Below are 14,104 nucleotides of genomic sequence, written 5' to 3'. Positions count from 1 at the left end.
CATGTTGCCTGTGTTCTCCGCGAACCGTTTCGTTTGGAAGTGGCGCATTCTGCCTGAAAATCGAGCAATGTCAATTCATTGGTGCCCATTCCCCATTCCTGAGTAGCTCCAGTGGTTGATATCTGGCTTTATAGGTCATTTTCGGGCTGTCTTTTATCCAGTACCCTAAGTATAGATAGGGAAGCCCCATCTCTCTCGCCAGCATCAGCTCTGCCAAAATTGCGAAAGTGCCCAGGCTGCGTTTCGGTAATTTTGGTGAATAATAGGTGTAGATGGCTGAAAGCCCGTCATTGAGAATATCCACAAGACCTGCAGCGATCAGCTCCCCCTTCATGCGAATCTCCATCATTACACTATAGTCACGAATATTACTGATGAAGTCACGATATTGGCCAATTGTAGGGGGGAACATGTCCCCATCGGCATGACGGCTATTGAGGTATTGCTTGTAGACTGGGTAGTGTTCGCTTTCATTTAACCTGCGGGTTACCCAGATATTGAGATCGGCATTCTGCTTGAGGCATCGGCGTTGCTGGCGATTGGGTTTGAATTGTCTAACCGGAATTCTCGCAGGAATACAGGCGTTACAATCCCTGCAGCGAGGGGCATAAATGTACCGTCCACTGCGGCGAAAACCGAGACCAGACAGGTGGCTGTAGAGCTTCTGGTCAACCGTGATGCCGGGATCGACAAATGCTGTTGTAGCTTTTTGATTTTCAAGATAACTACAGGCATGGGGCTCAGTCAGAAATAATCTGATGGCTTTGACATCCGGTGAAATATCTCTGGACATAATAGTGCTGCTTAAATTTGTGAAGGCTATAGTGTCAGTTTAAACCCACGCAGGGTTTATGCTCAAAATTCCATTCAAAAGGTTTATCTTTCAATGCAGTTAGCTTGCCCAGAAAATCTGCTCTTGGAATGGTTACTGCCCCCATTGAAAGCAGATGATTATTACTGACCTGGCAATCAATCAAACAACGTCCCCCTTGGCGGCTCATTATTTCGGCGAGCGTTACAAGGGCGATTTTGGATGCGTCTCTAACCAGACTGAACATAGATTCGCCACAAAAAACACGTCCTACCAGTACGCCATATAGCCCACCGACCAATACCCTGTCTTGCCAGATTTCAACCGAGTGTGCATGACCTTCCCGATGAAGTGCATTGTAGGCGTGCTTCATTTCATGGGTTATCCAGGTTCCACTGAGGCTGTTGGATCTGAGGGCTGCGCAGAGTTCAATGACTGAAGAAAAAGCTGTATTAATACGTACTTCACAGTCACTACGTTTTAGCGATTTTTTTAATGACCGTGAAATGTGCATCTGTTCCGGATAAATAATTGCTCTGGGGTCTGGCGACCACCACAATATGGGCTGTCCATGCTCATACCACGGGAAAATACCCTGACGATATGCCGATAAAAGAGTGTCTGATTTCAGGTTTCCGCCAATGGCCAGCAGCCCTTCCGGTTCCTTCAGTGCATTTTCCGGGTGAGGGAAAACCGGGTCATTTTGATTGAGGAACGTTGGCTTTTCGTGCATTTTATCAATCTAATGCATCAAGGTATTTTTCCGCGTCCAACGCAGCCATACAACCTGAACCTGCAGAGGTGACTGCCTGACGATATACATGATCAGCCACATCTCCCGCAGCGAAGACACCCTCCATACTGGTGGCTGTGGCGTTTCCATCGCTGCCTCCATGAACAACGATATAACCATTTTTCATCTCGAGTTGGCCCGAAAAAATATCCGTATTTGGTTTGTGGCCGATAGCAATAAATACTCCAGACACCGCCAGGTGTGAAGCTTCGTCATCGAGTGTGCTCCGAGCGCGGAGACCAGTGACCCCCGTATCATCACCTAACACCTCATCCAGAGTGTGATTCCACAGGAGTTTGACATTCCCATTTTTGGCCCGATCAAATAATTTATCCTGTAATATTTTTTCGGAACGCAGGGTGTCCCGTCGATGAATCAGCGTGACTTCGCTACAAATATTTGACAGATACAGCGCTTCCTCGACGGCGGTGTTCCCACCGCCAATGACGGCGACCTTTTGACCACGGTAAAAAAAGCCATCACAGGTAGCACAGGCACTGACGCCTTTACCCATAAAAGCTTCTTCCGAAGGCAATCCGAGATACTGTGCTGAGGCCCCAGTGGCGATAATCAGTGCATCACAGCTGAAGGTCTGGTTTCCCTTGAGCAGGAAAGGACGCTGATTCAGGTCAACACTTTCAATATGATCAAAGATGATTTTGGTATCAAAACGCTCCGCATGGGCCTGCATTCGCAACATCAGGTCCGGTCCCTGTACACCCTCGGCATCACCTGGCCAGTTATCCACATCAGTGGTCGTGGTCAGCTGGCCCCCTTGCTGCATACCGGTAACAATGACAGGGTTCAGGTTGGCGCGAGCAGCATAGACAGCTGCTGTATATCCGGCTGGTCCGGAGCCAAGAATGATGAGTTTATGGTGTTGTACAGCCGACATATTCAGGTTTCTCAAAAAAATTGGATTTCAGTTCTATAAATAGCCTTTGTCTATCATAGACAAGGGAACGCGACAGATAAAATAGCATTTCTCTATAAGGGAAATATACTGGGAATATGCGACATAGCGCTGCTGGTATTTCAACTTACTGCCATTACAATAGCGAACAGCAATGAATAACCTGGATGGCCCAGTTGAGTAGAGATAAGCAGCAATCAAAATCCCGTGATCAAAGTGGTCGGCAACCGCTCTCCAGAGCACAGCTGATTCTCAAAGAGGGTGCGTTAATTGGCTGGCTGGCAATCTGCGCATATCTATTGCTGGCGTTCATCAGTTATACCCCGAAAGACCCCGGTTGGTCTCATACGGGTGCCGTGAACAGTGTAGAAAATGCTGCAGGACCGATGGGCGCCTGGTTGTCAGATGTATTTTTTTCGCTCTTTGGTTATATCTCCTATCTCTTCCCGGTTTTATTGGCAGTGCGGGCATGGGGTGTCTTTCGCGCCTACCGCCAGCAGCAGGGTGGCTTTGACGGTGTTGTCTTTGCGTTGCGGATCCTTGGTCTGATTCTTGTGATGGCCTGTGCAACGTCCCTCGCTGCTCTGCACTACGGTAGCGTGTCAACTTCACTACCTTTCGGGGTCGGCGGGATTCTGGGCTCCTCTGTCTCTGCAGCTGCTTCTACGGCTTTTAGTTTTATTGGCAGCACATTAATTTTACTGGCGATTTTTTTATTCGGCCTCACTGTATTTACAGATTTATCGTGGATGGCGCTAATTGATGGTGCAGGGCGACTCACCCTGCGAGCAATTGAGTTGGCACGTCACACACTGGCCAATTATAAAGCTCGCCGCGAAGAAGCTCGCCACGCTGAGGTCGCCCAATCACACCGGCGAGAGGTCAAAGCCAAAAGGGCGGCAAAAGAGGCCACGCGTATCCCACCCACCATTCAGACGCCTGTGAGGCAGGAATCTGTTAGTGTTCGCGTGCAAAAAGAACGTCAAAGTCCACTTTTTGATGAGCCGGTCAGTGGCAGCTTACCGCCGATTAATCTGCTGGATAAAGTTGATAAAAGTGGTGATAAAGGTTATTCGAGGGAATCCCTTGAAGCGATGTCCAGACAACTGGAGGTAAAGCTCCAGGATTTTGGGATCAGTGCCGAAGTAGTTGAGGTCTTACCGGGACCGGTCGTCACCCGTTTTGAACTACAGCCTGCCGCAGGTGTAAAAGCGAGCAGAATCAGTAATCTGGCAAGAGATTTGGCACGTTCTCTGGCAGTTGTCAGCGTCAGGGTTGTGGAGGTGATCCCGGGGAAATCGGTAGTTGGCATCGAAATACCCAACGAACACCGTGAAATTGTACGTCTCGGAGAAGTGTTGTCTTCAGATACCTATGAGCACGCCAAATCTCCACTGACACTGGCTCTGGGCAATGATATCTCCGGTTTTCCGGTTGTGGCTGACCTGGGCAAAATGCCTCATCTGCTGGTGGCGGGCACCACCGGTTCAGGAAAGTCGGTTGGCATCAATGTGATGCTGTTGAGCCTTCTCTACAAGGCCGGCCCGGAGGAAGTGCGGTTGATTCTAGTGGACCCCAAGATGTTGGAGCTATCGGTATACGAGGGTATCCCTCATTTATTGACGCCGGTGATCACAGACATGAAAGATGCTGCCAGCGGTCTGCGCTGGTGCGTTGGGGAAATGGAGCGTCGCTATAAATTGATGTCTGCCATGGGTGTGAGGAACCTGGCCGGATTTAATCGCAAGGTGGCCGATGCTGTTGCCGCAGGAAAATCCGTACCAGACCCGCTATGGCGTGCTGATGAAAATGCCAGCCTGTTTTCGGAAGAAGGTGGTCAAACGCCACCGGATCTTGAAAAACTGCCCTATATTGTGGTGGTCATTGACGAGTTTGCCGACATGATGATGATTGTCGGCAAAAAAGTCGAACAGCTGATCGCCCGTATCGCGCAAAAGGCGAGGGCAGCGGGGATTCATTTGATTCTTGCCACCCAGCGTCCATCGGTCGATGTTATAACGGGTCTGATCAAGGCAAATATACCGACTCGCATCGCATTCCAGGTCTCTTCCAAAATTGATTCAAGGACCATTCTCGACCAGGGAGGAGCAGAACAGCTGTTGGGGCATGGCGATATGCTGTATCTGCCTCCGGGCACCAGTGTCCCAATTCGGGTGCATGGCGCTTTCGTGGATGACCATGAGGTCCATAAAGTAGTTGCAGACTGGAAGCGCCGGGGAGAACCCCAATATCTCGATGAGATCACGGACGAGGGGGCAACCAGCTCTATTCTGGTCCCCGGATTTTCTTCAGAAGGTGGCGATGCTGATAGTGATGGCGAGTCCGACCCACTGTATGACGAAGCGGTGGCTATTGTTCTGAAAACACGCAAGGCGTCTATTTCATCTGTGCAGAGAAAATTGCGCATTGGCTACAACCGTGCTGCAAGACTGATAGAACAGATGGAAGTTTCAGGTGTGGTGAGTGAAATGGGTACCAACGGTAATCGTGAGGTTCTGGCTCCCGGAGCTGGAAGGGATTAGTGGGCATCATCATGGGGCTAGCACCGTTGAATCCAGCCAAAGTGAATAAACTTGTTCGGTTAGTGCACCTATTTTTTTTGCTGTCGGTCTGTTGTGTATCATATGCAGAGAATCAGGCAGATGCCGCTCAAAAACTGCGCGCAATACTGACGGATATGAGCACGCTGGATGCCGAGTTTATCCAGATAGTTTATTCCCCTGAAGGTGATCGCCTGCATGAAACTTCTGGCCAACTCCATGCCTCCAGACCGGGACAGGTGCGATGGGAAACTGCACCGCCCATGGAGCAATTGCTTGTTTCTGACGGTACAACGCTCTGGCTGTTTGATCCCGACCTCGAGCAGGTAACAATTCGATCCTTCAGCGACGATCTGGCCAAAACGCCGGCGGTACTTTTTGTTGGTGATCTGGCTGCAGTGGAACAAACTTATCGGGTCTCGGTGACGTCTGACCAGCTGACGGTTTTTACTTTGATTCCTCTGACAGACGACAACCTCTATGAAAAGCTGACGCTCAGTTTTGACAGGAAGAAACCTACTGGCATGAAACTCTGGGATGGGCTGGGCCAGCGCACTGAAATTGAGTTCTCGAGTACCGAAATAAATCGTCCCATATCTCCGGCGTTGTTCACATTTATACCGCCGGAGGGGGTTGATATTCTCCGCGATGAATAGTGATCTGTTCGCCCAGAATATCGCTCAGCCATTGGCAGCTCGGATGCGCCCACGCTCTCTGGATGAGTTTGCCGGTCAAGGGCATTTGATAGGTGAAGGGCGTGCGCTCCGCGAAGTTATACAGCGCGGTCAATTGCACTCCATGGTGTTTTGGGGGCCGCCGGGAGTTGGCAAAACAACTCTGGCACGCTTGGTAGCCAGCTCTGTGGATGCCCACTTTGAGGCGATCTCAGCTGTTTTGGTCGGCGTAAAAGAGATCAGGGCCGCTATTGCCCATGCCCAGCAGATCCGTGACCAGCAATCGCGCCGAACAATCCTTTTTGTTGATGAAGTGCATCGTTTTAATAAGTCGCAGCAGGATGCATTTTTACCCTACGTGGAAGATGGTACTGTGGTGTTGATTGGCGCAACCACGGAAAATCCGTCTTTTGAGCTGAATAATGCATTGCTGTCGCGCTGTCGGGTCTACGTTTTGCGTGGGCTCGATACTGTGCAGCTGATACGTATTATTCAGCATGCCCTGAACGATATAGAAAGAGGCCTGGGCCAACGAAAGCTCGACATTGCGGAGGATGCAGCAGGGTTATTAGTGGCTGCGGCCGATGGCGATGCCAGAAAAGCCCTTAACTTGCTGGAGATTGCCAGTGATCTGGCAAATAACGGACAGATCACCCGGGATGCCGTAGAAGAAGTATTGCTGGGCGATACACGACGTTATGATAAAGGTGGGGAGTACTTCTATGATCAGGTTTCCGCACTTCACAAGGCTGTGAGAGGCTCATCGCCAGATGCTGCGCTCTATTGGTATACACGAATGCTCGATGGCGGTTGTGACCCACTGTACGTCGCTCGGCGTGTGGTAAGAATGGCCAGTGAGGATGTCGGTAACGCCGACCCCAGGGCTTTGAGTATTGCCCTTGACGCATGGCAAGCCCAGGAGCGCTTGGGAAGTCCGGAGGGAGAACTGACGATTGCCCAGGCTATCCTCTATCTGGCAGTCGCCCCCAAGAGCAATGCTGTTTATCAGGCCTTTAATCAGGCCAAGGATGATGTGCGTAGCATGCCAAGCCATGATGTCCCCCTGCATTTACGGAATGCACCCACCGCCCTTATGAAATCCCTTGATTACGGTGCAGACTATCGCTATTCGCACAATGAAGCGGACGCGTATTCGCCGGGAGAAAATTATTTTCCCAAGGCACTCAAAGACAAGCAGTACTATTTCCCTTCAGATCGGGGACTTGAAAAACAGATCGCCGAAAAACTGCGTCATCTGAGAAAACTTGATGAAGCGGGTACTGTTAAACGTTATCAGGGGAATGACTAATGCAATGGCTGGCAGTTGCGGCTGGCGGAGCCTTGGGAGCAATGGCCCGCTTTGGAGTGAACTCATTGGTCTTTCCTCTGCTGGGTAATCGCTTTCCTCTCGGCACATTACTCGTTAATGTGGCAGGCTCCGTGCTGATGGGTATTTTTTACGTACTTATCATAGAGCGTGGACTACTGCCGACTGCGTTGCGGGATCTGTTAATGGTAGGTTTCATTGGCGCATTCACGACATTTTCCGCCTTCTCGCTTGATGCGCTTGCTTTGTGGCAAAATGGTCACCTTGCGCTGGCTGGCGCCTATGTTGTCCTGAGCCTTGCCTTGTGTCTGGCCGGAACTCTGGCTGCCATTGTGCTGACCCGTTTGCTTTAGGAATTTCCCTTCCCATGCTGGATCCAAAATACGTTCGTTCCCATTCGGAAACCGTGGCCGCTGCACTGGCAGTAAAGGGTTTCACTTTTGATGTTGAAAAAATCAATCAACTTGAAGCATTGCGCCGCAACCTTCAAGAGAAAGCCCAATCACTGCAGACCGAGAGAAATGCCTACGCCAAATCCATGGGCAAGGCAATTGCAGAGGTCAAGGCTCGCGGCGAAGATATTGCGCCTCTCAAGGAGAAGGGTGAGGCGTTAAAAATTGCTGCCCTGAAAGCCGATGAGGCTCTCGACGCCGTCCAGTGCCAACTGGATGATTATTTACGCAATGTGCCCAATATCCCGGACAAGGAAGTCCCCCCCGGCAAGTCAGAAGAAGACAATGTAGAGGTTCGCCGCTGGGGCCAACCAAGAACCTTTGACTTTGAGGTGAGGGACCATGTGGACCTTGGGGAGCGTTGTGGCCTGCTCGATTTTGCAACAGCCACCAAGATTACCGGTTCGCGCTTTGCTGTTATGCGAGGTGATATCGCCCGGTTACACCGTGCACTTATCCAGTTCATGCTGGACACTCACACACTCGGGCATGGTTACCAGGAAATCAACGTGCCGTACATTGTCAACAGTGAGTCATTATTTGGTACAGGACAATTGCCGAAATTTGAGGAAGATCTCTTCAAGCTAACCGATGATCGCGATTTTTATCTGATCCCGACAGCCGAAGTTCCCGTGACCAATATCTTTCGTGACGCTATTCTGGATGTATCTCAACTACCGGTAAAGTTTGCCTGCCACAGTCCCTGTTTCCGCAGTGAAGCGGGCAGCTATGGCAAGGATACGCGCGGTATGATACGTCAGCATCAATTTGAAAAAGTAGAGCTGGTCCAGTTTGTTCACCCGGAAAAATCCACGGAAACACTGGAGCAGCTCACCCAGCACGCAGAGGTTGTGCTGCAAAAACTGGAACTGCCGCATCGAACCATTATCCTTTGTGGAGGTGATCTGGGATTTTCTGCTGCTCGCACTTATGACATTGAGGTGTGGTTGCCATCCCAGCAGCGTTATCGGGAAATATCTTCCTGTAGCAACTTCCGCGATTTTCAGGCCCGGCGTATGCAGGCCCGCTGGCGCAATCCAGACACTGGCAAACCGGAATTACTGCACACCTTGAATGGATCTGCACTGGCAGTAGGCCGCACGCTGCTGGCCGTGATGGAAAACTATCAGCAGTCCGACGGCACCATTGCTGTTCCGATGGTGCTGCAATCCTACATGGGTGGTCAAATCAGCATTGGCTGATTTGATGCCATCGGCCAAGAATAAACTATGAATTTTCTACCGCTGTTTCATGATTTGCGTGGTAGGCGCTGCGTCATGGTGGGCGGCGGCGAAATCGCCCTGCGAAAACTGCGCCAGTTAATTGCTGCTGGTGCCGCTATTGAGGTGATTGCGCCCGAAATTAGCCCGTCGATACGAAATCTGGCTCCGGAACAGCCCCTGACATTGACTTGTCGCAAGTTTGAAGATAGCGATCTCAACGGGGCAGTTCTTGTTATTGCGGCTACTAATGATACAGCTGTTAACAGGCGTGTTTCGGAGCTGGCCCAGGCGAGTAATATAGCTGTCAATGTGGTAGATAGTCCCGAACTGTGTAGCGTTATTTTTCCCTCTATCGTCGATCGATCCCCAATACAGATCGCTATCAGCAGTGCCGGCACGGCACCAGTGCTGGCAAGAATGTTGCGCACCAGGCTCGAATCCTCCATGCCTGCCGCTTATGGCAAACTTGCTGCACTGGCGGGGAAATACCGTGAGCAGGTGAAGCACAAGATAGCTGACGGTATTTCCCGGAAGGCTTTTTGGGAGGATGTTTTTGATGGTGACATTGCCGAATTGGTGTATGCAGAAAAAATAAGTGAGGCAGAAAGCCGCATCCAGCAAAAACTGTCTAACCCGACCTCGAACAAGCTCGGAGAGGTGTATCTTGTGGGCGGTGGGCCGGGAGATCCCGATCTGCTCACATTCCGTGCTCTGCGTTTGATGCAGAAGGCAGACATCGTCCTTTACGATCGATTGGTTTCAAAGGAAGTGCTGGCACTGGTGCGCCGAGATGCAGTATTGATTTATGTGGGAAAAACGGCCGGAGACCATCCGGTCACTCAGGACAATATCAATGAAAAGCTTGCTGAGTTCGCTCTACAGGGCAAGCGTGTCCTACGGCTAAAAGGAGGTGACCCCTTCATTTTTGGCCGGGGTGGCGAGGAGATCTCACATCTTGCGGAGCAAGGGATCCCTTTTCAGGTGGTGCCGGGTATCACGGCGGCTTCAGGTTGCGCCAGCTATGCAGGAATGCCCCTGACACACAGGGACTTCGCTCAATCAGTTCGTTTTATAACGGGTCACCTGAAGGAAAACTCTCTGGACCTGAACTGGCAGGATCTTGTTTCACCCAATCAGACCCTGGTGTTTTATATGGGGCTCAGTGGACTGGAGAGTATTTGCCGGGAATTGATTCGACACGGAAAAGCGCCCGAAACCCCGGCAGCTTTGATAGAAAAGGGGACAACTGTCAACCAGCGGGTATTTGTTGGAGACTTAAAAACCTTGCCAGAGATGGTTCGCGACGCCAATGCCAAGGCCCCCACCTTGATCATTGTGGGTGATGTGGTCAAACTTCATGAGAAGCTGTCCTGGTTTAAACAATGAATCCGAAAATGAGGAGAAATCATGGCTGACCATGATGTTGACCTGTTTGTAATTGGTGCTGGTTCTGGTGGAGTAAGGACTGCGCGGATGTGTGCCCAGCAAGGGTTGCGGGTCATGGTTGCTGAATCCCAGTACCTGGGTGGTACCTGCGTCAATGTTGGCTGTGTTCCGAAAAAACTTTTTGTATATGCATCATCTTTCCGTGAAGAGTTTCGAGCTGCCAAAGGGTTCGGCTGGAATGTAGGCGAATCAAATTTTGACTGGCCAACGCTTCGGGACAATAAAAATCGTGAGATTCAGCGGCTGAACGATATCTATGGCAATTTGCTTGAGAAAGCCGGTGTCGAACTGGTAGAGGGTTGGGCAAAAATACTCGACCCAAATAGTGTTGAGGTAAATGGCCAGATTTATCAATGTAAAAAAATATTGATTGCCACCGGCGGCACACCCTTCGTGCCAGAATTTCCCGGTAGAGAGTATGCCATCACGTCCAACGAGGCTTTTTATCTGGATAATCTCCCGGATCGCATTGTAATTGTTGGTGGCGGGTATATCGCCATTGAATTTGCCGGCATATTTAACGGGCTCGGGGTTGAAACTCATTTGCTCTATCGCGGTGATCTGTTTCTTCGCGGTTTCGATCTGGATATACGTAAAATACTAAAGGAAGAAGTTGAAAAACAAGGTATTAAATTATATTTCTCAACTGATATCGAGAAAATAGAGGCGGTGAGTGATGGTCTATTCACGGCACGACTAAATAACGGTGGCAGCATTGAAGCTGGATTAATCATGTATGCGACGGGTCGTCGCCCCAATATCGATAACCTTGGCTTAGAAAATACCGTGGTAGAAACCCAGTCGAATGGCGCGATTATCGTAGACGACTATTTTCAAACAGCAGAGCCATCCATTTATGCTATCGGTGACGTAATCGGTCGAGTTGAGCTAACACCCGTCGCAATTAATGAAGGGATGGCGCTGACCAAAACACTGGTCACCGGTGTACCCACAACGATTGACTATACAAATATTCCCACAGCGGTGTTTAGCCAACCGAATACGGCATCTGTTGGATTAACCGAGGAGCTGGCTAGGCAACAATATGGCGAAAACCTGCGTATCTATCGCAGCAAATTCAGAGCGATGAAAGAGACTCTGGGTGGCGGAGACGGAAAAGTCTTCATGAAACTGATCGTCGTAAATGATACCGACAAAGTTGTTGGTTGCCACATGGTTGGTGAGGGTGCTGGTGAGATCATACAGGGATTCGCCATTGCAGTAAAAATGGGTGTTACCAAGGCGGATTTCGATGCCACTATCGGAATTCATCCTACGGCGGCTGAAGAATTCGTGACCATGCGTGAATCAACATAGCTCACACCTGATAGTGTTGGCAGGCTGAGAGGGCACCGCGCTGGGCTACACGTTTGATTCTCTCCCAATGTGGCCACCTCGATCACCTGGGTTGGAAGAACTGGGAGATCCGTGCTGGCCGGCTTTACTTTAACGAGTTGTCCTGGCGTCACTGGTGGCAACCGCAACACCTGGTTATGCCTTTGTTCGGCGTTAAAGACGTTTCCATCGTCGAACCGGCACAGACTGCCAATGTGGCAGGGCTGATTTCACTGCACAAACCGGCATTGGCGCTCTAGGCCTGGCTTTCCGGCCTTTTCGGCTATTTTATATATGCGCATAATGTATATTATGTTAAATTAAATTGCTCAATAGACTCTTGAGTCTGCCCTGACATAAGTATCGAGTTAACAACCTACTCTCAATTGACGTGATTGAATGGAAACCAGGCTGATGTTCTGGCAAAATTTCGGCTGGTTGTTTTTTAGACTAACCGTTGAGAGCCACTGCTCCCTTTCTATCTCGCGATACCTTATACAGGTGCAATAATGTCGTTCAATAGCTTTCCTGATCCAAAATTGATTGCTCAGTTATCCGCAAAAATGCTGATTGAAATTGGTGCAATCAACTTTCGCCCAAATGATCCCTTCAAATTAACATCAGGAAAAACCAGCCCTGTTTACATTGACTGCAGGAAAATTATTTCGTTTCCACGTGTCAGATCGACGCTGATGGATTTCGGTGCTTCGACGATCCTCCGCAATATCGGTTTTGAGTCTATTGATAGTATTGCGGGTGGTGAAACAGCAGGAATTCCTTTTGCCGCCTGGCTCGCGGAGCGTTTGTCCTTACCCATGCAATACGTACGAAAAAAACCCAAGGGGTTTGGCCGCGATGCCCAGATTGAAGGCGATCTGAAGGAAGGTTCGAGAGTTCTACTGGTTGAGGATCTAACCACAGACGGTGGCAGCAAAATCAAATTTTGCCAAGCCCTCCGTGAGGCTGGTGCTGATGTTAGCGACACATTTGTTATCTTTTTTTATGACATATTTCCGGATACGCGTAAAAACCTGAGCGAAATTGGTATCAATTTACACCACTTAACTTCCTGGTGGGACGTTCTGGAGGTCTGCAAAGCGGAGAATCTCATGGACAGCAAGTCTATTGCCGAAATTGAATCCTTTCTTCATTCACCCGTCGAATGGTCTCACACGCATGGCGGGCTATAAAAGTAATTAATAAAACTCTTTAATTCATTGAATTAAAAAATATTTTTTAATTTTTATAGTCCATTTAGGCTGTAGTCGTGGATGTAATCGATCTGCCCTTGAAATCCCAGTAGATAGAGCGCGAGCCTGTCGTCTGCATAGTGGGCGAAAACCTTGAGCATTGTTTTGTCATCCTTGGCGAAATCAGAACGATATTGGCTAAAGATACCCGCTGCTGTCAGTTTTCCATTTTTCAGAGTGACGCCATTTTGTTTGTTGATGAAATCACGACCTGATTGCTTCAACAGGGATTGAACATTTTTTCCCGTAAATGCCTGAGGCAATAAACCTGGGCACGTCATATCCGCACAATTCAGACCGAAGTGAATCGTATGATCTTTCCATATAGGTCGAAGAATACGATTTTCAATATCACTTAGGCTTACCGGTTTATCCGCCACCTGAATAAGCGGCTTGTTCAGGAGACTACCCCCACTCTTTTGGTTGTCGATATCCTTGATACTTTTTATGGGATAGTTTTCTGCAATGAGTTTGACGGTCAATGCGTTATAAAGGTTTAGCCAATAGGCTTTTTGCTCGGCACGACTGTAGTTGCGTGGATCAATTTTTGTGAGAGATGCAATGTAATCCGACAGATGCTTCTGTTCGGTTTTACCCACTGAACCATAGCGGAAACGATTTACCCCCTGCCCCGTATTGACAACATGGGTACCTAACAGTTGATTCCATTGCCGATGGTCTACCGTGTCCCGATTATATTCATTGCTTTTTGCCCAGAACATCCAGGATTGCTCTGGCTGGGCAGCAATTGTCTGAGATGCAGCTAATAAGCCGGCCAATGATAGAACTATAACTGAGGGCTTAAGCTTCATTCTGGCTACCTGTCGGTTGATGGTGTTGTTATTGTGCTTTGATACCATCAACACCATTATCATACACTATGAACCCGTTTATCTGTGAATTGCATCTTAATGAAACAATTGAGTGTGTCCCAAATATTGGCCGTAGATAAAGAACATATCTGGCACCCCTATTCGTCACTGGCAAACCCTGTACCGACCTACCCTGTGACAAGGGCGGACGGCGTAAGGCTCTTCCTTGCTGATGGACAAATACTGATCGATGGCATGTCTTCCTGGTGGTGCACAATTCATGGCTACAACCACCCTGCCCTCAATTCAGCGCTGATTGAGCAGGCTGGCAAAATGTCCCACGTGATGTTTGGCGGCATCACCCACGAACCTGCAGTCAGGCTTGCACAAACATTAGTCGATCTTACTCCAGACGGTCTTGATAAGGTTTTTTTCTCGGATTCAGGTTCTGTCAGTATAGAAGTGGCCATGAAAATGGCCATTCAGTATTGGCATTCTCTGGGAGAG

The 14,104-nt window shown here is 49.4% G+C and carries 14 protein-coding genes; 10 read left to right on the top strand and 4 right to left on the bottom strand.

The window, feature by feature from the left end; genetic code table 11:
* Positions 1–70: 70 nt before the first annotated feature.
* The 3 genes from ACTF5G_RS08630 to trxB are packed head-to-tail and all read right to left on the bottom strand — an operon-like array spanning position 71 to position 2,499.
* Complete coding sequence (locus ACTF5G_RS08630) at positions 71–793, bottom strand: arginyltransferase (RefSeq protein WP_438952416.1); 723 nt, start codon at positions 791–793, stop codon at positions 71–73.
* Between the two features lie 34 nt (positions 794–827).
* A complete protein-coding gene (gene aat, locus ACTF5G_RS08625) occupies positions 828–1,544 on the bottom strand; it encodes a leucyl/phenylalanyl-tRNA--protein transferase (protein WP_438952415.1) in 717 nt (238 codons plus the stop codon).
* 4 nt (positions 1,545–1,548) lie between these two features.
* Positions 1,549–2,499 carry a thioredoxin-disulfide reductase gene (trxB, locus tag ACTF5G_RS08620; RefSeq protein ID WP_438952414.1) on the bottom strand — a complete coding sequence of 317 codons (951 nt, stop codon included), beginning with the start codon at positions 2,497–2,499 and terminating at the stop codon, positions 1,549–1,551.
* Between the two features lie 194 nt (positions 2,500–2,693).
* Here trxB and ACTF5G_RS08615 point away from each other — a divergent pair, with 194 nt between their 5' ends.
* The 9 genes from ACTF5G_RS08615 to ACTF5G_RS08575 all read left to right on the top strand — a co-directional run bounded on the left by ACTF5G_RS08615 (position 2,694) and on the right by ACTF5G_RS08575 (position 12,725).
* Complete coding sequence (locus tag ACTF5G_RS08615) at positions 2,694–5,060, top strand: DNA translocase FtsK (protein WP_438952413.1); 2,367 nt, start codon at positions 2,694–2,696, stop codon at positions 5,058–5,060.
* Between the two features lie 62 nt (positions 5,061–5,122).
* Positions 5,123–5,734, top strand: coding sequence for an outer membrane lipoprotein chaperone LolA (lolA, locus tag ACTF5G_RS08610; protein WP_438952412.1), 612 nt, complete (start codon positions 5,123–5,125; stop codon positions 5,732–5,734).
* Entirely contained in the window at positions 5,727–7,061 is a 1,335-nt protein-coding gene (locus ACTF5G_RS08605) for a replication-associated recombination protein A (protein ID WP_438952411.1), read from the top strand. Before lolA ends, ACTF5G_RS08605 begins: the two co-directional genes overlap by 8 nt.
* Positions 7,061–7,432, top strand: coding sequence for a fluoride efflux transporter CrcB (crcB, locus tag ACTF5G_RS08600; protein WP_438952410.1), 372 nt, complete (start codon positions 7,061–7,063; stop codon positions 7,430–7,432). Before ACTF5G_RS08605 ends, crcB begins: the two co-directional genes overlap by 1 nt.
* A 14-nt stretch (positions 7,433–7,446) precedes the next feature.
* Positions 7,447–8,733: a serine--tRNA ligase gene (gene serS / locus ACTF5G_RS08595; protein WP_438952409.1), complete on the top strand. Its 1,287-nt coding sequence runs from the start codon at positions 7,447–7,449 to the stop codon at positions 8,731–8,733.
* A 27-nt stretch (positions 8,734–8,760) separates the two neighbouring features.
* Positions 8,761–10,140 carry a siroheme synthase CysG gene (gene cysG / locus ACTF5G_RS08590; RefSeq protein WP_438952408.1) on the top strand — a complete coding sequence of 460 codons (1,380 nt, stop codon included), beginning with the start codon at positions 8,761–8,763 and terminating at the stop codon, positions 10,138–10,140.
* A gap of 21 nt (positions 10,141–10,161) precedes the next feature.
* Positions 10,162–11,517 carry a glutathione-disulfide reductase gene (gorA, locus tag ACTF5G_RS08585; RefSeq protein WP_438952407.1) on the top strand — a complete coding sequence of 452 codons (1,356 nt, stop codon included), beginning with the start codon at positions 10,162–10,164 and terminating at the stop codon, positions 11,515–11,517.
* A 53-nt stretch (positions 11,518–11,570) separates the two neighbouring features.
* A complete protein-coding gene (locus ACTF5G_RS08580) occupies positions 11,571–11,795 on the top strand; it encodes a hypothetical protein (RefSeq protein ID WP_438952406.1) in 225 nt (74 codons plus the stop codon).
* Positions 11,796–12,044: 249 nt separating this feature from the next.
* The gene (locus tag ACTF5G_RS08575) at positions 12,045–12,725 is read left to right on the top strand and encodes an orotate phosphoribosyltransferase (protein WP_438952405.1); all 681 of its coding nucleotides are present in this window, start codon (positions 12,045–12,047) and stop codon (positions 12,723–12,725) included.
* Positions 12,726–12,778: 53 nt separating this feature from the next.
* Here the strand turns inward: ACTF5G_RS08575 and ACTF5G_RS08570 are convergent, their stop codons facing one another.
* Positions 12,779–13,597: a DUF547 domain-containing protein gene (locus ACTF5G_RS08570; protein WP_438952404.1), complete on the bottom strand. Its 819-nt coding sequence runs from the start codon at positions 13,595–13,597 to the stop codon at positions 12,779–12,781.
* Between the two features lie 99 nt (positions 13,598–13,696).
* Here ACTF5G_RS08570 and ACTF5G_RS08565 point away from each other — a divergent pair.
* On the top strand, positions 13,697–14,104 hold a 408-nt coding region (locus ACTF5G_RS08565; RefSeq protein ID WP_438952403.1), incomplete at its 3' end, for an aminotransferase class III-fold pyridoxal phosphate-dependent enzyme.

The organism is Porticoccus sp., from assembly GCF_965660005.1.
In the GTDB taxonomy this organism is placed as follows: domain Bacteria; phylum Pseudomonadota; class Gammaproteobacteria; order Pseudomonadales; family Porticoccaceae; genus Porticoccus.
The sequence above is the reverse complement of the archived record's forward strand: the minus strand, read 5'-3'. Positions and strand labels throughout refer to the sequence as shown.

Excerpts from the sequence above, each read along its gene's own strand:
- ACTF5G_RS08570 (WP_438952404.1), bottom strand. The coding sequence starts at position 13,597 with ATGAAGCTTAAGCCCTCAGTTATAGTTCTATCATTGGCCGGCTTATTA.
- serS (WP_438952409.1), top strand. The coding sequence starts at position 7,447 with ATGCTGGATCCAAAATACGTTCGTTCCCATTCGGAAACCGTGGCCGCT.
- ACTF5G_RS08630 (WP_438952416.1), bottom strand. The coding sequence starts at position 793 with ATGTCCAGAGATATTTCACCGGATGTCAAAGCCATCAGATTATTTCTG.
- trxB (WP_438952414.1), bottom strand. The coding sequence starts at position 2,499 with ATGTCGGCTGTACAACACCATAAACTCATCATTCTTGGCTCCGGACCA.
- cysG (WP_438952408.1), top strand. The coding sequence starts at position 8,761 with ATGAATTTTCTACCGCTGTTTCATGATTTGCGTGGTAGGCGCTGCGTC.
- ACTF5G_RS08605 (WP_438952411.1), top strand. The coding sequence starts at position 5,727 with ATGAATAGTGATCTGTTCGCCCAGAATATCGCTCAGCCATTGGCAGCT.
- aat (WP_438952415.1), bottom strand. The coding sequence starts at position 1,544 with ATGCACGAAAAGCCAACGTTCCTCAATCAAAATGACCCGGTTTTCCCT.
- ACTF5G_RS08575 (WP_438952405.1), top strand. The coding sequence starts at position 12,045 with ATGTCGTTCAATAGCTTTCCTGATCCAAAATTGATTGCTCAGTTATCC.
- crcB (WP_438952410.1), top strand. The coding sequence starts at position 7,061 with ATGCAATGGCTGGCAGTTGCGGCTGGCGGAGCCTTGGGAGCAATGGCC.
- gorA (WP_438952407.1), top strand. The coding sequence starts at position 10,162 with ATGGCTGACCATGATGTTGACCTGTTTGTAATTGGTGCTGGTTCTGGT.